23 protein-coding genes and 1 riboswitch are annotated in these 22,954 nt (G+C 37.3%); of the genes, 14 read left to right on the top strand and 9 right to left on the bottom strand.

What is annotated here, in order from left to right; translation table 11 throughout:
- Nucleotides 1–2: 2 nt before the first annotated feature.
- Nucleotides 3–1,019, bottom strand: coding sequence for a nucleoid-associated protein (locus NOV28_RS11015; RefSeq protein ID WP_255931034.1), 1,017 nt, complete (start codon nt 1,017–1,019; stop codon nt 3–5).
- Nucleotides 1,020–1,506: 487 nt separating this feature from the next.
- Between NOV28_RS11015 and NOV28_RS11010 the strand changes: the two genes are divergently transcribed.
- The 6 genes from NOV28_RS11010 to NOV28_RS10985 all read left to right on the top strand — a co-directional run bounded on the left by NOV28_RS11010 (nt 1,507) and on the right by NOV28_RS10985 (nt 7,757).
- Nucleotides 1,507–2,913, top strand: coding sequence for a TolC family protein (locus tag NOV28_RS11010; protein ID WP_255931032.1), 1,407 nt, complete (start codon nt 1,507–1,509; stop codon nt 2,911–2,913).
- A 33-nt stretch (nt 2,914–2,946) separates the two neighbouring features.
- Nucleotides 2,947–3,903, top strand: coding sequence for an HlyD family secretion protein (locus NOV28_RS11005; RefSeq protein ID WP_255931030.1), 957 nt, complete (start codon nt 2,947–2,949; stop codon nt 3,901–3,903).
- Between the two features lie 27 nt (nt 3,904–3,930).
- Entirely contained in the window at nt 3,931–5,184 is a 1,254-nt protein-coding gene (locus NOV28_RS11000) for an ABC transporter permease (RefSeq protein ID WP_255931028.1), read from the top strand.
- Nucleotides 5,185–5,306: 122 nt separating this feature from the next.
- Nucleotides 5,307–6,302 carry an alpha/beta hydrolase gene (locus NOV28_RS10995; RefSeq protein WP_255931026.1) on the top strand — a complete coding sequence of 332 codons (996 nt, stop codon included), beginning with the start codon at nt 5,307–5,309 and terminating at the stop codon, nt 6,300–6,302.
- 81 nt (nt 6,303–6,383) lie between these two features.
- Nucleotides 6,384–6,944, top strand: a complete 561-nt coding sequence (locus NOV28_RS10990; protein WP_255931024.1) for a Crp/Fnr family transcriptional regulator — start codon at nt 6,384–6,386, stop codon at nt 6,942–6,944.
- 312 nt (nt 6,945–7,256) lie between these two features.
- On the top strand, nt 7,257–7,757 hold the full coding sequence (locus NOV28_RS10985) for a GreA/GreB family elongation factor (RefSeq protein ID WP_255931022.1): 501 nt from the start codon (nt 7,257–7,259) through the stop codon (nt 7,755–7,757).
- 22 nt (nt 7,758–7,779) lie between these two features.
- On the opposite strand, the gene NOV28_RS10980 is transcribed toward NOV28_RS10985, so the two are convergent.
- The 7 genes from NOV28_RS10980 to crtID all read right to left on the bottom strand — a co-directional run bounded on the left by NOV28_RS10980 (nt 7,780) and on the right by crtID (nt 13,626).
- Nucleotides 7,780–9,075 (bottom strand): cryptochrome/photolyase family protein, encoded by a 1,296-nt coding sequence (locus NOV28_RS10980; RefSeq protein ID WP_255931020.1) that lies wholly within the window; start codon nt 9,073–9,075, stop codon nt 7,780–7,782.
- A 43-nt stretch (nt 9,076–9,118) separates the two neighbouring features.
- Nucleotides 9,119–9,610 carry an SRPBCC family protein gene (locus NOV28_RS10975; RefSeq protein WP_255931018.1) on the bottom strand — a complete coding sequence of 164 codons (492 nt, stop codon included), beginning with the start codon at nt 9,608–9,610 and terminating at the stop codon, nt 9,119–9,121.
- On the bottom strand, nt 9,591–10,325 hold the full coding sequence (locus NOV28_RS10970; RefSeq protein ID WP_255931016.1) for a lycopene cyclase domain-containing protein: 735 nt from the start codon (nt 10,323–10,325) through the stop codon (nt 9,591–9,593). The genes NOV28_RS10975 and NOV28_RS10970 overlap by 20 nt, the downstream gene beginning before the upstream one ends.
- 61 nt (nt 10,326–10,386) lie before the next feature.
- Nucleotides 10,387–10,854, bottom strand: coding sequence for a sterol desaturase family protein (locus tag NOV28_RS10965; protein ID WP_255931014.1), 468 nt, complete (start codon nt 10,852–10,854; stop codon nt 10,387–10,389).
- The gene (locus NOV28_RS10960; protein WP_255931003.1) at nt 10,851–11,276 is read right to left on the bottom strand and encodes a hypothetical protein; all 426 of its coding nucleotides are present in this window, start codon (nt 11,274–11,276) and stop codon (nt 10,851–10,853) included. Before NOV28_RS10960 ends, NOV28_RS10965 begins: the two co-directional genes overlap by 4 nt.
- Nucleotides 11,277–11,302: 26 nt before the next feature.
- On the bottom strand, nt 11,303–12,148 hold the full coding sequence (locus NOV28_RS10955; RefSeq protein ID WP_124784618.1) for a phytoene/squalene synthase family protein: 846 nt from the start codon (nt 12,146–12,148) through the stop codon (nt 11,303–11,305).
- A 14-nt stretch (nt 12,149–12,162) separates the two neighbouring features.
- Nucleotides 12,163–13,626: a bifunctional phytoene desaturase/3,4-desaturase gene (crtID, locus tag NOV28_RS10950; protein ID WP_255931000.1), complete on the bottom strand. Its 1,464-nt coding sequence runs from the start codon at nt 13,624–13,626 to the stop codon at nt 12,163–12,165.
- An 80-nt stretch (nt 13,627–13,706) separates the two neighbouring features.
- On the opposite strand from crtID, the gene NOV28_RS10945 reads away from it, so the two are divergent.
- From NOV28_RS10945 to NOV28_RS10915, 7 genes are read left to right on the top strand one after another with little or no spacing between them, the layout of a single operon-like run.
- Nucleotides 13,707–14,360, top strand: a complete 654-nt coding sequence (locus tag NOV28_RS10945; RefSeq protein WP_255930998.1) for a TetR family transcriptional regulator C-terminal domain-containing protein — start codon at nt 13,707–13,709, stop codon at nt 14,358–14,360.
- A 16-nt stretch (nt 14,361–14,376) separates the two neighbouring features.
- A complete protein-coding gene (locus NOV28_RS10940; protein ID WP_255930995.1) occupies nt 14,377–15,702 on the top strand; it encodes an ABC1 kinase family protein in 1,326 nt (441 codons plus the stop codon).
- Nucleotides 15,668–15,799: a DUF2256 domain-containing protein gene (locus NOV28_RS11220; RefSeq protein WP_369413228.1), complete on the top strand. Its 132-nt coding sequence runs from the start codon at nt 15,668–15,670 to the stop codon at nt 15,797–15,799. The genes NOV28_RS10940 and NOV28_RS11220 overlap by 35 nt, the downstream gene beginning before the upstream one ends.
- A 14-nt stretch (nt 15,800–15,813) precedes the next feature.
- Nucleotides 15,814–16,089 (top strand): TIGR03643 family protein, encoded by a 276-nt coding sequence (locus NOV28_RS10930; protein WP_255930993.1) that lies wholly within the window; start codon nt 15,814–15,816, stop codon nt 16,087–16,089.
- Nucleotides 16,086–16,715, top strand: a complete 630-nt coding sequence (locus NOV28_RS10925) for a flavin reductase family protein (protein WP_255930991.1) — start codon at nt 16,086–16,088, stop codon at nt 16,713–16,715. Before NOV28_RS10930 ends, NOV28_RS10925 begins: the two co-directional genes overlap by 4 nt.
- A gap of 2 nt (nt 16,716–16,717) precedes the next feature.
- Nucleotides 16,718–17,362: a MarR family winged helix-turn-helix transcriptional regulator gene (locus NOV28_RS10920; RefSeq protein ID WP_255930989.1), complete on the top strand. Its 645-nt coding sequence runs from the start codon at nt 16,718–16,720 to the stop codon at nt 17,360–17,362.
- 28 nt (nt 17,363–17,390) lie between these two features.
- Nucleotides 17,391–18,293, top strand: a complete 903-nt coding sequence (locus NOV28_RS10915) for a TIGR01777 family oxidoreductase (protein WP_255930987.1) — start codon at nt 17,391–17,393, stop codon at nt 18,291–18,293.
- A gap of 147 nt (nt 18,294–18,440) precedes the next feature.
- Here NOV28_RS10915 and dnaK read toward each other — a convergent pair whose 3' ends face one another.
- Nucleotides 18,441–20,333, bottom strand: a complete 1,893-nt coding sequence (gene dnaK / locus NOV28_RS10910; protein WP_255930985.1) for a molecular chaperone DnaK — start codon at nt 20,331–20,333, stop codon at nt 18,441–18,443.
- A gap of 222 nt (nt 20,334–20,555) precedes the next feature.
- Between dnaK and ppk1 the strand changes: the two genes are divergently transcribed.
- Nucleotides 20,556–22,625: a polyphosphate kinase 1 gene (ppk1, locus tag NOV28_RS10905; protein ID WP_255930976.1), complete on the top strand. Its 2,070-nt coding sequence runs from the start codon at nt 20,556–20,558 to the stop codon at nt 22,623–22,625.
- Nucleotides 22,626–22,658: 33 nt separating this feature from the next.
- Nucleotides 22,659–22,857, top strand: a riboswitch (cobalamin riboswitch).
- Nucleotides 22,858–22,954 lie beyond the last annotated feature (97 nt).

The following is a 22,954-nucleotide window of genomic DNA, read 5'->3' as shown; positions in this document are numbered from 1 at the left end:
TATTATTGTTCTTCTTCGAAATAAAGTCGGTAATATTTTCCTTTTTCATCTTGTCCGGTTTCGATGAGTTTTCGGTCGCCATGAACATAAATATGGAAGTTTTTATCCAATTTTATCACGCTTTTGAAACCTCTACTTTGCTTTTTCACCGCCGCTTCACTAATCGCGAAATCTTCCGAAATAGAAACTTGCATTTCCTGTTCATAATCGGATTTGAAATTACTGAAACTCTCGATAACATTAGGATCTTCCAAAACTTCTTTGGTAAATTCATCAAAATCAAATGTCTCCTTTTCCTTGAAAAAATTGATGGATTTGTTCAGAAAATCGGCTTGGTCGGCTTTCGTAGTTTCAAATTCCTGCGGAAGCTGTTTAGTGATATATTCTTTGTAAACGGTGAGCGTTTCTTGGGTTTGAAAATATTCGTCGTCGCGCTGTTTTACTTTCAAAAAATCCTCGAACCAGTAGTACATATCGCCATTTTTGTTGTTATCAACCACCGAAACAGCGTATCCGGTTTCTTTACTGCTGTTGTAAACCAACGCACCTTTATCCAGCTTTGAAAGCCCGATTCCGTAATCTTTTTCGATTTCGAAAGCTTCATTTTGAGGGAAAATTTTCAGGAAAGGATTCTTATTTTCGGTTTTGAAAATTCCTATAGAATCAATTTTGTTTCCGTCGGCATTTTCTTCGCCTTCAAAATAAACGATGAAGAGTTCCCCGCTTTGCATACGCGGATTTTCGGTGATATCATATAAATGTTGCGCAATATTTTCCGCTTCGTAAACGAATTTGCTTTTGTCTTCAAAAATCTCGGAAACTGAGCTGTACACAGGATTATTAACCAAATACGTGTCGCTGTAAAAACAGAACTGTTCCTCTGATTTGAAGGATTTCAGGAAGAAATCTTCGAGCAATTCTTTCATGTCTTCCTCCAGCTGCAATTCTTCCTGGGAAAGGATTAAAGATTCCTGATTGATTCTGTTTCCTACTTTATGAACGATAATTTTTGAGAGCATTTTTAAGTTTTAAATAAAGTTGCAAAGATATTCTAAAAGGAAGAAGCGAGAAAGTTTCCATGGAAATTTCCATAGAAAACATTTTATTCGAAAAATGGTCCATTTTAACGATAAAAACCTTAACATTGATGATTATAAAAACCGGTTTCTGTGCCTATTTTAAATTTGCGTTTCAGGTTTTCGATATGTATGAAAGATTTTTCCATAATTTTAATTTAAATAAAATCCAATCCGGCGGTTGCCATCTTCATCTACTCATTTTCTGTAGTTCCGGATTGGGAAAGGTTTCTCGTAATGAAAAGTCTAAAAAATTTAAACCTTAATCTGACCAAACATATTTCTAATTCTAACATATAACCTCCAATTTCTAACCTCTAAATCTCAAACCTCTAACTTTAACCTCCACCCTACTTTTTTGACATTTGTCAAAGGAATCTTTCTCAAGCGGTCGGAAATTTGCACGTTCAATTTTACAAACAAACAGAAAATGAAAATTATACACAAATTCCTTATTGGCGCAGCTTTTTCGTTGCCGCTCACGCTTTATGCGCAGCAGGCACCTACCCTGCAGGAACTCATCAGCAGTGCTCTGCAAAATAATGAAACGCTCAACCAGCAGGTTTTAGAAAGCAAATTCACAAAACTCGACGATGAAAAGCTGAATGATGTGTTTCTCCCAAAAGTGGAGATTACCGGGAAAACAGGTTATATGTACACTTCGGCGCATATCAATTCACCGGAAATTAAAGTTCCGGCAGTGCCTCCGGTTTTTCCGGGAGCCGTGGTACCTGAAGGACAGATGAGCAATAATATCAACATTTCCGGTATTTCCGCCTCTGCAAAGGCCGAAGCAAGTATGGTGATTTATTCCGGCGGAAAGGTGAAATATCTGAAGGAAGCCAACCGCGAGAAAAATCTTTCGGAAGAAGTGATGATGCAGAAAACCAAGGACGACGTTATTACCGAAATTTCCAAAGCATACGACCAATTGTCGCTGGTTTACGAATCCAAAAAAGTTCTGGATCAGTCCAAAAAACGTTTGGAAATCAATAAAAAAACGGCCGACAAAGCCTTGGGTTACGGTCTGATTACGCCTTACGACCACAAAAAAATCGAACTTGCACAGGCCACTTTGGATTCTAAAATGGTTGAATATGAAGGTAAGAAGGATCTTCTGATCACTCAGATTCATCTGTTGACCGGAATTGAAAGGGAGCGTATTGCTATGATTGAACACGACCTTCAGCCGATAAACTACGAAGTTCTGAACGAAACCGTAGAAAACAGAGCAGAGATTAAAGCACTTCAACACGGCATTAACGCGACAGATTTCAAAATTAAAGCCGAAGAGAGATGGTGGGTTCCGAAAGTTCAGGCGCAGACTTCGCTCTCGTATTTTGGGCTTTACAACAACCACATTACAACCTCGGATGAAATTTTTCCCGGTACGGGAAAAAAACTCGATTTGCATCCTGGTGCCATAAACGTATTTCCCATGTTTACCGCGGGAATTGGCTTCAAATGGGAGGTTTTCGACGGTAATGAAGGCAAACACGCCATTGAAAAAGCCAAAATAGATAAAGAAATTCTGGAGAGCAAACAGAAAGACGCAATTAAAAAATTGAACTTAAACCTCGCCAACAACCAAACCAATTACAACATCACAAATACACAAATCAAACTGAAAGAAAAGGCAAGACAGATCGCGGCCAAAGGTTTGGAACAGGTAGAAAAGGAATTCAGATACGGCACCAAAACCTCCGCCGCGCTTATCGAAGCAGAAACAGATTTACAGAATGCCGAACTAGAACTGCAGACCGCGATTTTCAATCAGAGAGTTTCCGCCATTGAACTGATGAAATCTACACAAAACCTTAATCCTGAAAATCTTTAATTATTTAAAAAAATTAAAAAACAAACAAACGAAATGAAATCTACATTAAAAATACTTTCTGTTCTTACCCTGTTAACTTTGGTCAATTGCAGCGACAAGCCCGCAGAACGCGCCATTGAAGGTAAAACGAGAAAAGAACTCGTCACTTTTTCACCAAAAGTAACCGGCCGAATCCTGGAAATTTATGTGGATGAAGGGCAAACTGTAAAAGCCGGTGATACGCTTGCAAAACTGGATGTACCTGAGGTTTCTGCAAAAATCGCACAGGCAAAGGGTGCAACTTCCGCAGCCAAGGCACAGGCTCAAATGGCAAGAAACGGTGCCACCGCCGACCAAATGCGACAGTTGAGAGCCAAACAGAAAGGGCTTCAGGAGCAGTACCAATATGCGCAGAAAGCCTACAGCAGGGCAAGAAATATGTACCGCGACAGCCTGCTTTCGCCACAGAATTATGATGAAGCCTTTGCGAAATATCAGGGAGCCAAAGCACAGTTGGATGCTGCAAATGCCGAACTCCACGACGTTCAGATCGGTACGCGTTATGAAAAAATAGAAATGGCGGAAGGACAGGCGAATCAGGCAATGGGTGCACTGCAGGAAGCGAATGTGGCTTATTCTGAAAGATATGTGATCGCTACGAACGATATGGAAATCGAAACAGTTTCTTTGAACAAAGGAGAACTCGCGACCGCCGGTTTTGCGCTTTTTTCAGGCTATATTCCGGACACGACTTATTTCAGATTCACCGTTCCGGAAAGTAAAATTTCAGCTTATGAAAAAGGGAAAACCGTAAAGATGGTGGTGAATTACAACCAAAAAGAAATTACCGGGCGTATTGTTTCCATCAAACAACTGGCAAAATACGCCGATATTACGACGGCATTTCCGGATTATAATCCTGAAGATGCAGTTTATGAGATTAAAGTAATTCCAGATAATCGGGCCCAGTTGGGTAATATTCTGGTGAACTCCAATGTGGTTTTAAAATAAAGTGACGAAATTTTTATTCTATTAAAAATGAAACAGTTAACATATTTACTGAGAAGAGAATTCCGGCTCTTTTTTACCAATAAAACCATGCTTTCGGTGTTTTTTATGGCACCGGCATTCTACGCATTGCTCATCGGTTTCACGTATAAAAAAGGTAAGGTTGAAAATATTCCGGTAATCGTCATCAACCACGATAAAACACCGCTTTCCGACCAGGTAACCCAAATGTTTGAGGATAATCACACCATAAAGGTCCTGAATTATATCGATGAGCCGGCTCCCCTGAAAGACGAGGTCATTAAAACCGAAGCGGCCGCCGTTGTCATCATTCCGGAGCGGTTTGAGGCACAGATGCTTCAGAAAAAATATCCGGAAATTACGGTTTACGTCAACACGTCAAATGTCCTCACAGCAAATTTTGCTACGAAAGCCATTCAGCAGATCCTGGGAACATTTTCGGCAGGTGCAGAGATTAAGGCGTTGCAGAAAAAGGGCATGAATGCAGAAATTGCGAAAACCCAGTACGAACCGTTTAAAGCCAATTACATCACGCTGTTCAACACCACGAGCAATTACCTGATTTTTATGTGGCCCGCGATGATGGCGGTGGTACTGCAGCAGGTGATTTTGATGGCAATGGCAGTGACTTTTGCTGAGGAATTCAAGCGCGACAGTTTTAAACGTGATTTTGCCGGAAAACACAAATATGCGATTTTGGTGATGGCGATAAAATGCCTTCCGGTGTGGGTTTTTGCCAATTTCAATATCCTGTTTTTCTACCTATGCAGCCTATATTTTAAAATTCCGTCACCGGTAAATGTGCCCAACTTTTTCCTGCTTACCGCAGTTTTCGTGGTGGCATCAACCAATTTGGGCGTGCTGTTCAGTATTTTGGTTCCTGATGCGCTGAAGGCGACACAATATCTGATGGTGATAGCTTCTCCGGCGTTCATTGTAAGTGGATTTACGTGGCCAACGTCGGCGATGCCTCAGTTTGTGCAGTATTTCAATTCCATTATTCCCTTAACCCCTTATCTGGAGGCATTGAAAATAATGGTTGTGGAGCGTGGTTCAGATTATTTAACCCAAAAATACTTCATCCATCTTTTGATTTTGGCGTTAGTGTATTTTGTATTAGGCTGGATTGCGCTTAAAATTAAAATCAATTCACTCTACAAAAAATACCATATTTCAGAAGATGATGAAAGCGATGATTTTGATGAAATTACAGAATCAGAAAATAACCTCAACGAAAACGGCTCAACACCGCAAGAAATATAAAGTTTTCATTTCTTTATAGTTTGTTTGTTCGTCCGGGAAGCAATTTCCGGACGTTTTTTTGATAAATGTCAAAGCCAAATTTCAAAGAAAGCCCGAACTTTGCGTTAACAAACAACAGGACAATGAAAAAGAACTTTTTACTGCTGATTTTCCTTTCGGGATTTTTCTTTTCGCAGGAATATACGCCGAATATTTTGGGAAACGGTTTTGAGCAGAAAACATTGAATTTTCCCAACGATTATGAAGGGAAAGTTACCGCAACAGTCATCCGCAAAAAAGCGGCAAGTCCTACCCATAAAGCTGTGTTGTATATTCACGGGTTTAACGATTATTTTTTTCAGAAAGAAATGGCCGAAAGATTCAATGAAAAGGGGTTTGACTTTTATGCTTTGGATTTAAGAAAATATGGGCGTTCGTATCTGCCGCATCAAACTTTTAATAATGTCAGAAACCTGGACGAATACAATGCCGAAATCGATGAAGCTTTAAAAATCATTGCTGCTGAAAATCATAACAAAATTCTGTTGGCAGGGCATTCAACCGGCGGCTTGATTACGACACGGTATATGAAATATCACCCTGAAAATCCGAACATTGCCGGACTTTGGGTTAACAGTCCCTTTTATGATTTCAATATGGGGTTTCTGGCGCAAAAAATTGGGGTTCCTATCATCAGTGGTTTGGGAAAACATCATCCTGACACGAAAATTGGCGGTGGATTTTCCACTTTCTACGGTGAAAGCCTACATAAAAATTTCAAGGGCGAATGGAATTATGATTTAAAACTGAAACCCAATGCCAACGGGAAAGTGAATTTTGGCTTTATCCGAGCTATTCACCGTGCACAGAAAGACATCCGCAACGCAGAACTCAAGGTTCCGGTATTGGTGATGCATTCAGAAAAATCGGGCTATCAAAAAGTCTGGAATGAGGAAGTGACTTCTACCGATATCATCCTGAACGTGAAGGATATTCATAAAAATGCTGAAAATTTTAAGGGGAATGTCACGATAATTCCCGTTAAAGGCGGCATTCACGATTTGGTGCTTTCCAAAAAACCGGTGCGCGCAAAAGTGTACAACGAGCTTTTCAGTTGGCTACAGAAGATTAATTTTTAATAGTTTATTTTTAATGTTTAGTTAGTGAATAATGCCTCATTTTTGGGGCATTATTTTTATTTTTGTACAAATTGAAACCTAATGACTTTTCCCGAAATCCTTGCCACCTACATTACCATCGACGATGATATCCGCAGTTTTCTGAACACCCAGACCGAAAAAATATCTGTAAAAAAAGGAACCATTATCAGCGATCAACACACTTTAAACCGCAAGGTGTATTTTGTAGAAAAAGGGCTTCTGCGCTCGTTTTATTTTGAAAAAGGAAAAGACATCACCACCAATTTTTACCCCGAAAACAGCATTCTCGCCAATAAAGACACCATTTTTGAGAGAATTCCGGCACGGCATTCCATTGAAGCCATAGAAGACAGTGAGATTGTCTTTTTCCGTTACTCTAAAATGGAAGAACTCTGCGAAACTTCGCTCACCATAGCCAATTTCAGCCGCCGCGTTTTAGGACTTCTGATGACGAATATGGAAAGGCGCATCAATTCCTTGCAGTATATGACGGCAAAGGAAAAATATATTCAGCTTTTAGAAGATAATTCTGATATCCTTTTGCGTGCACCTCTTGGGATGATAGCTTCCTATCTTGGTATTTCTCAGGAAACTTTGAGTAGGATCAGAAGTGAGGTTTAGAAAAGTTATCAAAGTACAGACAGAGATGCTGCTTGAGTGGCGGTGCGAAAAATAATTGTGCATTTTGTAAATATTTTAAGCTTGCGTCTGAAGAACGGCTAAGTGACTTAAAAAATGTATATTTACAACAAAGACCATGAAGCAATGGCGTCTTTACGGCTGTTGGCTGCGGTGCGTGATTTGTAGTTAAGTGCTTTCGGAACAGGTTTTCAACCTTTATAGCCTTAAAAAGCTTGTGTTTATCTGGTAGTTTTAAACTCAAAACATATCAATAATTTTAAGTGTAACGGAATAAATGTATAACTGGAATATATGAGTAGAGGATTTGTGAAAGAGGGTGATCAGGAGGAAATTCCGCTGATTCCGCCGCGTGCCGATTTACCGCCCGGTACGGTAAACTTCGTTACAGAGATCGGATACGCTCAGTTACTTGCCGAACGTGATCAAATGATTCACGAGCGCGACAATACCTTAATTTCGGACGAAAATGAAAATCGCATTGCCGTAAATTTAATCAATGCGAAATTGCAATTGTTACTCGATCGAATTTCGTCTGCGAAAATTGCTAACCTTGCCAAACAGCCAAAAAATATAGTTAGGTTCGGTGCTGAAGTGTACTTTACGGTTGATTCCGATCCCAAAGTCCAGCATTATCAAATCGTCGGCGTCGATGAGGCAAATGTTGCAGAAGGAAAAATAGCTTTTATCTCTCCTATTGCGAAAATCTTTATGGACAGAAAGGTCGGCGATCGCGTAACATTGAAATTGGGCAAAGCGGAAAAGCAATTTGAAATTGTATCGATAAAGTACTGATGGATTTTAATACATGAGTATTTCAATCACTGTTTAACGCATCTTTATAGTACTCGATGGCTTTTTTTCTTTCCTCATCGTGGTTAACCATTTCCAATGGATACGCTGCTGTTCCAAATTCGGGAATCCATTTTTTTATGTATGTAAAATTTTTATCAAATTTCTCCTGTTGAAGATATGGATTAAAAACTCTAAAATATGGTGAACCATCTGCACCTGAACCTGCTACCCATTGCCAATTTCCAACATTTTGCGCCTGATCATAATCCAACAATTTATTGGCAAAGTATGCCTCCCCGATTTTCCAATCTATATGCAAATCTTTGATTAAAAAACTTGCTGCGAGCATGCGAACTCGGTTGTGCATGAAACCAGTTTCATTAAGCTCTCTCATGCCCGCATCCACAAGTGGAAAACCTGTTCTTCCTTCGCACCATTTTTTAAATTTATCATCGTCGAACTCCCATTTCACCTGATCATATTTAGGCTTGAAGGATTTGGTGACAGTGTGTGGAAAATGATAGAGCAACATCATAAAAAATTCTCTCCAAATTAATTCCCGAAGGAATTTATTACTGTTTTTCCGGGCATAATTCACTAATTTTCGGATTCCCACTGTTCCAAACCTTAAGTGGACTGACACTTGTGAAGTTGCACCTGCTGCGGGGAAATTTCTTTTTGCACCATATTGCTTCAGTAATTCCTCACTTAAATTGGGCTTTTGAAAAATTTCTCCTGCATTTTCAAAACCAATATCTTTCAGAGTCAGAGGATTTGGTGTAAATTGAAAAAAATGATCTAATAAATCTTCTGATTTATACTCTTCTAAATTTTCAGGTAACTGAGATTCCCATTGTTTAGCATACGGGCTGTACACTTGAAACGGCTGCCCATCTTTCTTTAAAACTTCCTGTGGTGCGAAAATAACTTGATCTTTAAAAGTTATAAATTCAATGCTTTCTGCGTGTAGAAATTCACGAATTTGTTCATCTCTTCTCCGGGCATAAGGTTCGTAATCTTCGTTGGTGAAAACGGAATGAACATCATATTTTTTAATAATTTTTTCGAAAACTTCCTTTGGATTGCCATAATACAGATCTATTCCAGAAGCCACCTTTGCTAACTTCCTGTTTAACCTCTCAATTGCCTGGTAAATAAATTGAACGCGCTTGTCTTTCTTATCGGAAAGTTGAGTTAGAATTTGCTGATCGAAGATGAAAATGGGAACTACTTTTAAATCTTCAGATAATGCCTGATACAGCCCATGATTATCATTCAATCGTAAATCTCTTCTAAACCAGAATATATTAATTTTCATTATTAAAACTATATTTTAAAAATGGTGGTATGCCGTGCGCTTACTAACTGTGAGCAGGAAACAAGTCTCCCAAAATTTTGAATCTGCTTTCAAAGATTTTTCTCACTTTGTTTTTCACAAAAAATCCTGCAACCAAATCGCCAACAAATCCCATCGGCAATTTGAAATTAACAATGTCCGTCATCAGAACTTTTCCATCTTGTAGTTCTTCAAAATGGTGTTCATGGTGCCACATCGCATAAGGCCCGAAACGTTGTTCGTCTACAAAAAACTCACCTTCTTTCAGGTGCGTAATTTCCGTTACCCAATTATTTTTAATGAAAGGAAAAACTCCTATTTTATAGGTAATAATTTGTCCCTGATAGGTATAATTTGGTGGATTATTGGTGATGGAAAACGCCATATCATCTGGGGTAATTTTGTCTAAATTTTGCGGCAAAGAGAAAAATGCCCATGCTTTTTCCAGGGGCATTGGCAAAACCTGTCTAGAAGTCAAGGTATAAATGCCGGATTGTTTAGTTATTTTTATGTCCATGATTGATTCTAATAGGTTGATCTAAATTCATTTTTTTCTTTAAAAATTCAAAAAGCAATACACTGCTATAAAGCATCGAAAAGCAATAGAAAGAATCTTCCAGTGGCATGGTTCCCACACGAATTCCAAGATTTTCAGCATTATCATAATAAACTACGGGATTTGCCGAATAACTTCCCGTCAAAGCACCATTTACAAAATAAAATGGCAGGTAAATCAGGATAAAACTTAGATAAAAACGTCGGGCATATTTCCATTGATAGATGATTTGGGTCAACATGAGCAAAGCAAATAAACCGAAACTGCACAAGGTGTACAATCTATCGTAATTACTCAGCACAACTCCCAATGAAATAATTAGTAGCGCGATGCTGATGATCTGGATAGCTATTTTACTTAACTGTAATTTTGGAAAGAAATATTCCAGTGAGTAATGGATAAAATTACTGGAATAAGGAATTAGAAGAAAGAACAGCCATTCCTCTACAGGCAATTTCAATATTCTAAAACCTAATAAGTATTGATCGTTGAAACCCCAAATATCGGAATATGCAAAGAAGACATCCCAAATAATAAAGAATAAACCAACGCTGATAATTGCTAAAAAATATGGTTTCCAAAATCTTGCAAAATGCATCCACTTCTTTTCAAAACTAAAAAAAAATGGCACTGAAAATGTCGCGATATTCAAAAGGATGTAGTAATATTTCTCCATAATAACGGTTAGTTAATCGTTAATCATTAATGTAAAAAGTCCAACAAAACATCATGATCAACTATTTACGCATTTTCCTGGCTTCAATAAAATATTTTTTGGGAACGTATAGCATTCCAAAACACTCACCGTCTTCTTTTCCTAAATGTTTGTGGTGAATTTTATGTCCTTTTCTCAACCCTCGGAAGTACCAATGGTCCACTTTATCAAACCATTTAAATCTTCGGTGTATCAGTACATCATGGACCAAAAAATAGCAAATTCCGTAGAGTAAAACTCCCGTTGCTAAAAATGCTAACCAGGTAATTCCGCCCACAGTACCGAGATAAAACAAAATCATACAAGGAATAGCAAAAACCACAAAGAAAAAATCGTTCTTTTCGAAAACATGTGGATAGCCAGGTTGGTGATGATCTTCGTGAAAATACCAGCCGAGAAATCCATGCATGATGTATTTGTGTGTCAGCCAGGTAATGCCTTCCATTGCTACAAAAGTAACCACTGTAATTGCCAAATATAATAGAATCATTTTTTTAAATATTTTTTAATGAAAATCTTCAAATCTTCGTCCGTTTCATTGTCATAATTTTTCAAGATAAATGACCGATCTTCTTTAATATTATCTGTATAATTCAGAAAAGCTGGTGCCTGTTCTTGGGTCATCAGTCTGAACAATCTCAATTCCAAATTTTTCGAATCGCTATTAATCGCATGATTTAAGCTTTTTTTTCCTTCTTTAAAATAGGATAATTTTTTAAAAGGATTGGCAGCGTGTTTCGCCATGAAAAATTGTCCAACACTGTAAAAACCTTTATAGATAGGCAATTTACTTTGTTTAAAAAGCGCCTCAGACTTTTCAATCAATTGTATTGCTGCAACTGAAGATTTTTCACCTTTAATTAAATAATTTCTCAGCTCTTTAAGGTTTTGAGCAAAAATAACATTGCACATCAGCGTAAAAATTATGACCAAAAATTTCATCGAATAAAATATAAATTCTTAGTTAGAAGCATCTCTCCCATCAGATAAATTTTCCTTGCGTTAGAAACACGGATTCTACTTTTCATGAGGGTTTCTGCGCGCTGTTTTTTGATCTTCTTGAAAAGACTGATGTAATACTTGTACGCCATAAAAACTGCACTTCTGCTTGATAAAGGAAGCATCTTGATTCCAATCAGCGCCTTTTCAAAATCGCTCTTAATATTTAATTCTATTTCTGTTTTTTCTTTTTCTGAAAAATCCAGAAAATTCACATTGGGGAAATAGGTGCGATTCAAATCGTTGTAATCAGCGGAAATATCCCGAAGAAAATTGATCTTTTGAAAAGCTGCACCAAGACTTTGTGCATAAGGTTTCATTTTTTCGTAGTCCTCTTGCGTTTTCACAAAGACTTTTAAACACATTAATCCCACCACTTCTGCACTTCCATAAATGTAGAGATTATACAATTCATCATTCAAATCTTTAATCTCGCCTAAATCCATTTTCATGGAATATAGAAAGGCATCGACCAAATCCTGAGGAATATTATTTTCTTTTTGAGTTCTGCAGAATGACTGAATCACAGGATTAAGTGAAATTCCGTCTTCCAAAGTTTCTCTGTAATTTCTTTCGAATTCATTAAGCAATTTCTGCTTATCATAATCATGGAAGGTATCCACTATTTCATCAGCAAACCGTACGAAACCGTAAATATTATAAATATGCTGACGAATCTCCCGACTGAATAACGAAGAAGCCCAGTAAAAAGAAGTGCTGTACTGTTTGGTTACCAACTGAGAAGTACAATCTGAAATTTTATTGAATTTTTGGAAATTATTCATAATGATCTTCTTTATTAATTAAGTTTTGCTTTGCTTAAAATATATTCACTTACTACCTTTCCGGAAATTAATGCGGGCGGTACCCCAGGACCAGGAACGGTTAACTGACCTGTATAAAAGAAATTATCTAATTTTTTATTTCTTATGGAGGGTCTTAGCACAGAAGTTTGCATTAACGTATTTGCTAAACCGTAAGCGTTCCCCCGACAGGAATTATAGCGATTTTTGAAATCTTGGGTTCCAAAACTTTTTTTGAATAAAATCTTCGGCCTCAGATCTTCACCGGTTGAATCCTTAATCCTATCTAAGATTAAATTAAAATAATGCTCATGGATCTCTTCCGAATCTTCTAAATCCACCGCAATAGGAATAAGGAAAAATCCAATTTCTTTACCTTCCGGACAAAGAGAGCTGTCCGTTTTGCTGGAAAAATTAGCGTAGAACAAAGGCGCTTTCGGGAAGGTCATTGTGTCGTAAATTTCCTCAGCGTGCTGCTCAAAATCGGTGTCAAAAAATAGATTATGATGTTCCAAAGTTTCAACCTTCTTATCAAAAGCAACATAATAAAGCAGCGAACTGGGAGCAAAAGTTTTCTTTTTCCAGGATTCTTCGCTGTAGTTTCTGTTATTCTGCAGTAAATTTTCAGTGTGGGCATAATCCGCTCCCGACACAAAAACATCGGCAGCGAAGGTTTCATTTTCCGTAAAAACACTCACTACTTTACCTTTTTCTGTCTGTATAGACTGCACCGCAGCATTGGTCTTGAAATCCACACCTAATTCCTTGGCCAGCTTCACCATCCCTAAAGCAACGGCATTAAAACCGCCTTTCGGATACCAAGTTCCCAAACCAAAGTCGGCATAATTCATAAAATTATAAAAAGCTGGTGTATCTTTTGGTTTCGCGCCCAAAAACAGGACGGGAAACTCCAAAATGCTTCTTAGCTTTGGATTTTTTATATTTTTTCGGATTTGTTGACTGATATTTTTCACGAAGAGACCTAGTCGCGTTGCTGTTTCCCACGACACCAATTCGGTTACAGAAAGCCCCGGCTGATAAACCAAATCCTTCATAGCGATATCATAATTCTCTTGCGATTCATTCATGAATTTTTTCAGATGCTTTCCCGAACCTTTTTCAATTCTTTCAAAGGTTTGGATAATTTTTTCGGGGGTATCTTCTATATCAATGAAATCATTTTTACCAAAAACCACACGGTAGGCCGGAGAAAGTTTTTCAATCGTGTAATATTCTGATACGCTTTTTCCAAAATCTGCAAAAAAACGTTCGAAAACATCAGGCATCCAATACCAACTCGGTCCCATATCGAACTTGAATTCATCAATCTCCATCATGGAAGCCCTTCCTCCCAGCTGTTCATTTTTTTCTAAAACAGTTACATGAAGTCCCGATTTTGCAAGGTAGCACGCAGCAGACAATGAGGAAAAACCGGACCCAATAATTATAGCTTTTTTCATGAGTAAAAATAATTGTCCAAATATATACTTTTATTTTTATATTTGTAAAATATTTTACAAATAAATAAATCACATATAAAATGAAAACACAAACAATCACAAAAGACAGCATTATCGAAGCTTATTCTGACTATATTTTGATTCATGGCGAGCGTCCAAAAAATATTTACCAATTTACTAAAGATTTAAACACCACAGAGCAAGAATTTTATAAATATTATGGAAACTTTGAAGCCATCGAGCGAGATTATTTGAAAATTTTATTTGAAAAATCGCTGGAATTAAGTATCACTGCGGAGGGATACGCATCTCAATCTTCAAAAGAAAAGTTGCTGAATCTCTATTATATTTTTATTGAAAATTTAACATTAAATCGCTCATTCGTCCTAGAATTACTGAAAGGCAATGCAAGACAGATGATGATCAAAATGCAATCGCTGAAAAATTTGCACAGGCAATTTGTGGAAACTTTGCATTTTGGGGAGTTAGAACTATTAAAAAAGACCTCGAAAGATTTCCAAAGATGGAACGAAAAGTCTCGTGAAGAGATTCTTTGGATACATTTTGTATCAATAATCGAATTTTGGAAAAACGACCTGTCGCCTCAGTTTGAGAAAACCGACCTCTACATTGAGAAAACAATTGACACTGGTTTTGAATTGATCGACAACGAACCTATTCGAAAATTTATTGATTTAGGTAAGTTTCTTTATCAGCAAAAATTCGGGAAATAAACAAAATCCATTAACAATGAAAACGCTGAATAAAATACCGACTGGAAAAATAGAACGCACTACAAACTTGCTAAAAGCAGGTGCCAAAGTTGGCGTAAATTATATAAAATATTTCGGCAACAAAATCACCAAAGACGAAGAACAAGCCAAGCAAATTCTACATGAAGATAATGCTGCTGATATCTATGACAGCCTAAAAGAATTGAAAGGCTCTGCTCTAAAAGTGGCACAAATGCTAAGCATGGAGAAGAGCATTATGCCACAGCAATATGTGGAAAAGTTTTCTTTATCACAATTTTCTGTTCCGCCACTTTCCGGAGCATTGGTTAAAAAATCGTTCAGAAAATATTTTGGGAAAAATCCTGAAGACCTTTTTGATGAATTTTCAGCCGAATCAGTAAATGCAGCCAGTATCGGGCAAGTGCATAAAGCGAAAAAGGGAGGAAAAGAGTTAGCAGTGAAAATCCAGTATCCTGGCGTACGGGAAAGTATTTCTACAGACTTAAAAATGGTTAAACCTATTGCGATGAGAATGTTCAATATTCAGAAAGAAGGTTCAGAATCTTATTTTAATGAAGTAGAAGAAAAACTTTATGAGGAAACGGATTATGAGTTAGAAATCAAACAAAGCCAAGAAATCGCAGCAGCATGTAAACATTTACCCAACCTTAAATTTCCGAAATACTATCCGGAATTTTCTTCTGAAAGAGTGATTACTATGGATTGGATGCGCGGCTTGCATTTCTCTGAATATATTTCAACAAATCCCAGCCAAGAGCAGAGAGATAAAATTGGACAAACGTTGTGGAATTTTTATATGTACCAACTACACCACCTGAGAAAAGTGCACGCAGATCCTCACCCGGGAAATTTCCTGATTTCAGGTAAAGACGAGCTCCAAGTGATCGATTTCGGCTGTATCAAAGAAATTCCCAATGATTTTTATGTCCCCTATTTTGAATTGGCAAAAGAAGGAAACCTGAATAATCAGGAATATTTTATTAAAAAATTGTATGAATTAGAAATTTTGCTCGAGAAAGATAGCGAGGAAGAAAAGCTGTTTTTCAGTGAATTGTTTCATGAAATGCTGCGTTTGTTTACAAAACCCTTTAATCAAGAGACATTTGATTTTTCGGACGAAATCTTTTTCGCGCAAATTGCAGAACTGGGCCAAAAATATTCAAAAATGAATGAACTGAGAAACATGAATACCAACCGTGGATCCAGACATTTTATTTATATGAACAGAACATTTTTCGGTCTTTACAATATGCTGCATGATTTGAGAGCAAAAGATATTGAGATCAATGAGTGGCAAACAATTTCTTTGGTTACCATTTAACTTACTGAAGAAGAAATCCGACTTACCCATGAAATTTTGCGCTGATTGCAACAGAACATTTAGTTGGCGCAAAAAATGGCAAAAAGTATGGAAATAACTCTTAAAAACGCTATGCTTATAGAACAGAAACAAATAGACAGAATCATAGAAATGGCCTGGGAAGATAGAACTCCTTTCAAAGCCATCGACTATCAATTTAAGCTCTCGGAATTCGAGGTGATTAAGCTGATGCGAAAGCACCTTAAGCCCAGTTCCTTTCGAATGTGGAGAAAGAGGGTGAATTCGGGAGTCAGCCAAAAACACCTCAGGAAAAGAAATCCTGAAATCAGCAGATTCATGTGCTCAAGACAACGTAACATTTCATTTAATAAAATATCAAAACGATGATTCAGATTTCCGGCAGTGATTTAAAAAATTTAGATAAAAGATATAGAACAACACTAATTAACTCGCTTTCAGGCATTAGGCAAGTTGCGTTGGTAGGAACAATGGATAGAAATAGGCAATCTAATTTATCCATCATTAATTCGGTCACCCATTTGGGTGCGGAACCTTCGTTATTTGGTTATATTTCCCGTCCACACACCGTAGAAAGGCATACCTTGGAGAATATTTTGGAAACGAACTACTATACATTTAATTTTGTTACTCAGAATTTTATAAAAAATGCACATCAAAGCTCTGCACGGTATCCTAAAAATAAGTCCGAATTTAAGGAATGCGGTTTCCAGGAGGAAATTTTTGAAAATCAGTTTGTTTTTGTGAAAGAAGCGTCGGTAAAAATGGGAATGAAATTTCTGGAAAAGATCACTATAAAACAAAACAAAACGGATTTGGTTGTCGGCGAAATCCAAAATGTGTTTATTGAGCCTTCTCGCTTAGAGAAAGACGGATTTGTAAACTTAGATAATACACTGATGAATTCCGGGTTGGATACGTATTATGTACCCGAAAAAATTGCGAAGTTGTCTTATGCAAAACCAAATTCAGAACCTCAATTTTTAATCTATTAATCATGAATACCAATTTTTTTATCAATTTACTTTTAGAAGTTCAAGAATTTGAAAATTCCGGACGTTCTAAAAACGATTCCACCATTGAGGATTTTCGTAATTTTTTAAATGACAAGCATTACAAAAGTCAAAGCCCACGATTTATCTCGGAGAGTGAACACAAAAAGGTCAACGATTTAGAAAATGAAATTGCCAAGCAAGTAATCCTGTTGTCTCGTTTTACAAAGCAAATGATTCGCAGGGGTTTACAAGAATTTCCGGAATTATACAACGAAGAGTTCACCTACCTCTACAGAATTATGGACGAACCTTTGCTAACCAAAATGCAACTGGTAGAAAAGAACGCGCATGAAAAACAGACCGGAATGGAAATCATCAGAAGATTAGTGAAAAACAACCTGCTGGAGGAAATTCCGGACAGCAAAGATAAGCGGGTAACCCGATTGAAAATTTCCGAACTTGGCAAACAGTATTTTGATCAATCCGTTGAATCTGTAAGCATCACTTCCAGAGTTTTATCTGCAAAATTAGATTTTGAAGAAAAGAATAATTTACTTAAAACGTTAAAAAAATTAAACGAATTTCACTTTAATGTCTATCACCAATACAAAGATTCTGATATTACTGAAATTAATAATTTGATCTAAATCTCCACAACATTAAAAAAAAATCAAAATGAAAAAAATTTTAATCACGGGAGCTACCGGAATGGTAGGGAAAAAATTGTATTCTGCGCTTAAAGAACGAGGTTATACTGCACATTGCCTCGTGAGGAAAAAACAAAACATTTTCGAAAATGAATTTGTCTGGAATTATGAAAATGACTATTTGGAAGAAGGTGCACTGGAAGGTATTCACAGCATCATCCACTTGGCAGGCGCAACAATTGCTAAACGGTGGACTGCGGCATACAAGAAGGAAATCATCAGTTCCCGCGTGGATTCTGCCCTATTTTTAGAGAAAAAAGTTAAAGAAAAAAACATTAAATTACAGTCATTCATTTCGGCTTCAGGAATTAATTATTACGGTGACTGGAACGATGAAAAAGCTGCTACGGAAAATGATGAGCCGCAAAAAAAAGATTTTCTTACGGAAGTTTGTCGCTTGTGGGAAGATTCCGCAAACCGCTTCGAAGCAATTTCGGAAAGAATTGTAAAACTTAGAATTTCTCCTGTAATTTCAGCTCACGATGGATTTCTGGAACCTTTAAAAAAATTAACCAATCTTCATCTTGCTTCACCTGTTGGTAGTGGTAAGCAATATTTTCCGTGGATCCATGTGGACGATTTGGTTGGCATGTTATTATTCGCTCTTGAAAATGAAAACGTGAATGGTCCCTTCAACGCTTGTTCGGACGAAGTTCCCACAAATGCACAATTAATGAAAACCTTAGCGAAATCGATGGATAAAAATTACATTCCAATGGCAGTTCCTGCCGTGGTTTTGAAACTTACCATGGGTGAAATGAGCGAAATGATTTTAAATGGAGTCAATGCCAGCAACCAAAAAATTAAATCAAAAGGTTTCATGTTTAAATACAATGATCTTCATCACGCCTTGAAAAATGTTGTAAACTAAGCATCAGCACCTTTAGATTAAGATTAATCCACCATAATTTTTAAGGATCTAAAAAAAACTGTAAATTTTAAAAAAAACAAAAAAAACGCTGTAAACTGATAGTTTACAGCGTTTTTATGATTATTGTAAATCGGTTTTATTCGATCCTTATTTTACTTCTTCGAAGTCTGCATCTTGTACATCATCTGCATTGTTTGCTTGACCTTGAGATTGACCAGCATCTGCACCCTGTGCTTGCTGACCAGCTGCGTACATTTCTTCGGAAGCAGCCATCCAAGCAGCGTCTAGAGCTTCAGTTTTGGTTTTTACAGAATCTAAATCTTTAGCTTCGAAAGCTGTTTTCAATTCAGCAACTGCAGTTTCGATGGCTGTTTTCTTGTCCGCAGACAATTTATCGCCAAATTCTTTCAATTGTTTTTCGGTTTGGAAAATCAATCCGTCCGCTTTATTGAATACTTCAACTTCTTCTTTTTTCTTAGCATCTGCTGCAGAGTTTTCTTCTGCTTCACGCTTCATTCTTTGGATTTCATCGTCAGAAAGCCCTGAACTTGCCTGAATTTTAATGGACTGCTCTTTTCCGGTTCCTTTATCTTTAGCAGAAACTGAAAGAATTCCGTTGGCGTCGATATCGAAAGTTACCTCAATTTGTGGAACTCCTCTTGGAGCTGGCGGAATATCTGTTAAATCAAATCGTCCGATTTCTTTGTTATCGTTGAACATTGGTCTTTCTCCCTGTCCTACTCTGATGCTTACAGCCGGCTGATTGTCAGACGCGGTAGAGAATACTTCAGATTTTTTAGTTGGGATTGTAGTGTTGGCTTCAATTAGTTTAGTAAAAACAGAACCCATGGTTTCGATACCCAAAGAAAGTGGAGTAACGTCTAATAAAAGAACATCTTTCACATCACCAGTTAAAACTCCACCTTGGATTGCTGCACCAATCGCTACAACTTCATCTGGATTTACTCCTTTTGAAGGTTTTTTACCAAAGAATTTTTCTACTTCTTCTTGGATAATTGGGATTCTTGTAGAACCTCCTACCAAGATCACCTCATCGATATCTGAAATAGTAAGACCTGCATCAGCTAAAGCTTTTTTACAAGGCTCCATAGATCTTCTTACCAAATCTGCTGACAATTGCTCGAATTTCGCTTTGGTCAAAGTTTTCACCAAGTGTTTTGGACCTGTAGCAGTTGCAGTGATATATGGAAGGTTGATTTCAGTTTGGGTTGAAGAAGACAACTCGATTTTTGCTTTTTCAGCAGCTTCTTTCAATCTTTGCAATGCGATTGCATCAGATTTTAAGTCAACACCTTCTTCAGATTTAAATTCATCTGCCATCCAGTTGATGATTACATCATCAAAATCATCACCACCAAGATGGGTATCTCCATTGGTTGATAATACTTCAAAAACTCCGTCACCAAGATCAAGGATAGAAACGTCGAAAGTACCACCACCTAAATCGTAAACTGCAATTTTTTGGTCTTTATGATTTTTATCTAAACCATACGCCAAAGCTGCAGCGGTAGGCTCATTGATAATTCTTTCAACCGTTAAACCAGCGATTTCACCAGCTTCTTTAGTAGCTTGTCTTTGCGCATCGTTAAAGTATGCAGGAACGGTGATTACCGCTCTGGTTACTTCTTGTCCCAAATAATCTTCCGCAGTTTTCTTCATTTTCTGAAGAATCATTGCAGAAATTTCTTGTGGGGTATATTCTCTGTCGTCGATTTTTACTTTTACAGTATCGTTTGGTCCGCTTACCACTTGGTAAGGAACTCTAGAAACTTCTTTAGCATCATCTTTAAAGTGGGTACCGATAAATCTTTTGATCGAATATACGGTTTTGGTAGGGTTGGTTACTGCTTGTCTTTTTGCAGGATCTCCTACTTTTCTTTCACCATCTTCGGTGAAGGCAACAATTGAAGGCGTGGTTCTTTTACCTTCAGCATTAGGAATTACAACAGGGTCTTTACCCTCCATTACAGCAACACAAGAGTTGGTTGTTCCTAAATCGATTCCAATTATTTTACTCATATTTTTATTTTTTTTAATTTAAAATTTACAAACTGAGTTTCTCCAATTTTGTACCAAGACAAAAAACATGACAAATTGACATAGTCTCACCGTTCTCACCTTTCGAAAACAGTTAATTAGTGGCCCTATCAATACGATTTAACGATTTTTTATTGTAAATGACAATATTTATTATGACTTAAAATTCTTATTTTTGACCAAATCATAATTTCATCAATTACCATGTCGAATCAGTTTAATCCAAGAGATGTAACTTGGCTAGCCTTCAACGAAAGAGTTTTGCAAGAAGCAATGGATGAAAACGTGCCACTCCACTTGCGAATCCGTTTTCTAGGAATTTTTTCGAATAATTTGGATGAATTTTTCCGGGTAAGAGTCGCTGGATTAAAACGTGCAATGGATTTCAAGAGCAAATACATTTCCGAATCTTTCTACCAGCAACCTACCAAAATCTTACAGCGAATCAACGAAGTGGTGATTAAGCAACAACAAGATTTCAACAAAACCTGGAAGAAAATTCAGCTGGAAATGGCGGATCAGAATATCTTCATTAAAACTGCCAACAATCTTACTGCAGAGCAAAAATCATTTGTACAGCAATACTTCGACGAAATGGTGGAAAGCAACGTGATTCCGATTTTGCTTCATGACAATTCACCAATGCCCTATTTAAGGGACAAATCGCTGTATCTCGGTATAGCGATGCGCAGAAAAGATTTCTTATACGAAACCAAATTCGCCATTATCGAAATTCCCTCCAGGGAAATCGGAAGATTTGTTTTGCTTCCTTCTGAAAATCAAAACGAAAAAAACGTAATGCTTTTGGAAGATGTTATCACCTTCAATTTGCCGCATATTTTCTCCTATTTTGGTTATGATGAATTTTCGGCGCACTGTTTTAAAGTAACCAAAGATGCAGAATTTGATTTGGATAATGACATCAAAACTACCCTCGCCGAAAAGATCGAAAAAGGCATTAAATCCCGAAGAAAAGGGAAACCCACCCGTTTTGTTTTCGATAAAGACATGGATAAATCTTTAATAGAATTCCTAATCCGAAAACTGAACTTATCCAAGAAAGACAGCATTATTCCTGGTGGAAAAATTCATAATTTCAGACATTTTATGGATTTTCCGGACGTTTTCAAAACTTATACAAAACCGGAAGAAAGAACCTCTTTCGACCACCCGGAATTCATCGGAAAACGTGTAACAGATGTGATTCAGAAAACTGATGTTTTGCTTACTTTTCCGTATCACAAATTCAATCCAGTTATTGATTTGTTGCGGGAATCTGCGATGGATCCTGATGTGAAAACCATACAAATTACTGCTTACCGATTGGCGAGCAACTCGAAAATCATCAATGCTTTAATCAATGCAGCCCGAAACGGAAAAGATGTGACCGTAATGGTAGAACTTCGCGCCCGATTCGATGAAGAAAGCAACTTGGTTTGGAAGGAAATTCTGGAACAGGAAGGCGTGAAAGTATTGGTCGGAATTCCTAATAAAAAAGTGCATGCAAAGCTTTGTGTCATCAAGAAAAGAGCGCATAACAAAACCATTCAATACGGATTTGTAAGTACCGGAAACTTCAACGAGAAAACGGCAAAAATCTACGGAGACCATTTGTTGATGACTTCTGACAGAGGAGTTATGGCAGACATTAATAAAATTTTCCACGTTCTACGAAAGCCAAAAGAAGATATTTTGCCAACCTTGAAGTCGTGCAAGAAACTTCTCATTTGTCCGCAATTTATGCGTGAAAAAATCATTGCTCATATCGACCGCGAAATTGAAGAAGCCAAAGCCGGCCGTAGATCCGAAATGATCATTAAAACCAATTCCCTGAGCGACCGTACCTTAATCGAAAAACTATATGAAGCCGCAACAGCCGGCGTGAATATCAGATTGATCGTACGAGGAATTTATTGTGCAGTAAATCAAAAGGAATTTAAAGAAAAAATAAAAGCGATAAGCATAGTGGATGAATATTTGGAACACGCGCGGGTAATGTATTTCTACCATAAAGGCGCCGAAGATCTATACATTTCTTCCGCCGATTGGATGACGCGAAACCTCGATCACCGAATCGAAGCTGCCGCAAAAATCACTCAGAAAAACCTGAAAAAAGAGCTAAAAGACATCCTCGAAATTCAGTTGAGCGACAATGTAAAAGCCAGAATTCTCGATAAAAAACTACGAAATGAGTATGTGAGCACCGATAACAAAGAAATTCGCTCGCAAATAGAAACTTATCATTATTTGAAAAATAAAGTTCCGAAAGAATAAAAAATACAAAACCCGAAAATTTTTTCGGGTTTCTTTTTTGCCGCTGTTCTTGAAATATCAGCACAAAAACAGTACATTTGCACCACTTTTAGAAAAGGGAATTGTGCGCAAATCACAAACTGTCCCCGCAACTGTAAATCACAATAAAAAAATTGTTTCAAAAAAAACCACTGGAAACGGGAAGGTGAAACAATGTGAAAGTCAGGAGACCTTGCTAAAAGAACGTTTATTAAACGCTTTCGGAGGAAGAGTCGTGAATTGCTGAATGTTCTGTTCAGTACTTTTACCTACATTTTTCCGATAAGTAAATTCTTAACTCAATTTAATTT

This window comes from Kaistella montana (assembly GCF_024436175.1).
In the GTDB taxonomy this organism is placed as follows: domain Bacteria; phylum Bacteroidota; class Bacteroidia; order Flavobacteriales; family Weeksellaceae; genus Kaistella; species Kaistella montana.
This window is presented reverse-complemented; position numbering and strand designations above follow the sequence as displayed.

Bases quoted from the DNA above. Each gene is read 5' to 3' on its own strand.
- NOV28_RS10975 (WP_255931018.1), bottom strand. From the start codon at position 9,610: ATGGACATAAAAATAACTAAACAATCCGGCATTTATACCTTGACTTCT.
- NOV28_RS10965 (WP_255931014.1), bottom strand. From the start codon at position 10,854: ATGATTCTATTATATTTGGCAATTACAGTGGTTACTTTTGTAGCAATG.
- NOV28_RS10980 (WP_255931020.1), bottom strand. From the start codon at position 9,075: ATGAAAATTAATATATTCTGGTTTAGAAGAGATTTACGATTGAATGAT.
- NOV28_RS10920 (WP_255930989.1), top strand. From the start codon at position 16,718: ATGAATACCAATTTTTTTATCAATTTACTTTTAGAAGTTCAAGAATTT.
- NOV28_RS10995 (WP_255931026.1), top strand. From the start codon at position 5,307: ATGAAAAAGAACTTTTTACTGCTGATTTTCCTTTCGGGATTTTTCTTT.
- NOV28_RS10915 (WP_255930987.1), top strand. From the start codon at position 17,391: ATGAAAAAAATTTTAATCACGGGAGCTACCGGAATGGTAGGGAAAAAA.
- NOV28_RS10990 (WP_255931024.1), top strand. From the start codon at position 6,384: ATGACTTTTCCCGAAATCCTTGCCACCTACATTACCATCGACGATGAT.
- NOV28_RS10925 (WP_255930991.1), top strand. From the start codon at position 16,086: ATGATTCAGATTTCCGGCAGTGATTTAAAAAATTTAGATAAAAGATAT.
- NOV28_RS10945 (WP_255930998.1), top strand. From the start codon at position 13,707: ATGAAAACACAAACAATCACAAAAGACAGCATTATCGAAGCTTATTCT.
- NOV28_RS10960 (WP_255931003.1), bottom strand. From the start codon at position 11,276: ATGTGCAATGTTATTTTTGCTCAAAACCTTAAAGAGCTGAGAAATTAT.
- NOV28_RS10985 (WP_255931022.1), top strand. From the start codon at position 7,257: ATGAGTAGAGGATTTGTGAAAGAGGGTGATCAGGAGGAAATTCCGCTG.
- NOV28_RS10955 (WP_124784618.1), bottom strand. From the start codon at position 12,148: ATGAATAATTTCCAAAAATTCAATAAAATTTCAGATTGTACTTCTCAG.
- NOV28_RS11010 (WP_255931032.1), top strand. From the start codon at position 1,507: ATGAAAATTATACACAAATTCCTTATTGGCGCAGCTTTTTCGTTGCCG.
- NOV28_RS11220 (WP_369413228.1), top strand. From the start codon at position 15,668: ATGAGTGGCAAACAATTTCTTTGGTTACCATTTAACTTACTGAAGAAG.
- dnaK (WP_255930985.1), bottom strand. From the start codon at position 20,333: ATGAGTAAAATAATTGGAATCGATTTAGGAACAACCAACTCTTGTGTT.
- NOV28_RS11000 (WP_255931028.1), top strand. From the start codon at position 3,931: ATGAAACAGTTAACATATTTACTGAGAAGAGAATTCCGGCTCTTTTTT.
- NOV28_RS10940 (WP_255930995.1), top strand. From the start codon at position 14,377: ATGAAAACGCTGAATAAAATACCGACTGGAAAAATAGAACGCACTACA.
- NOV28_RS11005 (WP_255931030.1), top strand. From the start codon at position 2,947: ATGAAATCTACATTAAAAATACTTTCTGTTCTTACCCTGTTAACTTTG.
- ppk1 (WP_255930976.1), top strand. From the start codon at position 20,556: ATGTCGAATCAGTTTAATCCAAGAGATGTAACTTGGCTAGCCTTCAAC.
- NOV28_RS10970 (WP_255931016.1), bottom strand. From the start codon at position 10,325: ATGGAGAAATATTACTACATCCTTTTGAATATCGCGACATTTTCAGTG.
- NOV28_RS10930 (WP_255930993.1), top strand. From the start codon at position 15,814: ATGCTTATAGAACAGAAACAAATAGACAGAATCATAGAAATGGCCTGG.
- crtID (WP_255931000.1), bottom strand. From the start codon at position 13,626: ATGAAAAAAGCTATAATTATTGGGTCCGGTTTTTCCTCATTGTCTGCT.
- NOV28_RS11015 (WP_255931034.1), bottom strand. From the start codon at position 1,019: ATGCTCTCAAAAATTATCGTTCATAAAGTAGGAAACAGAATCAATCAG.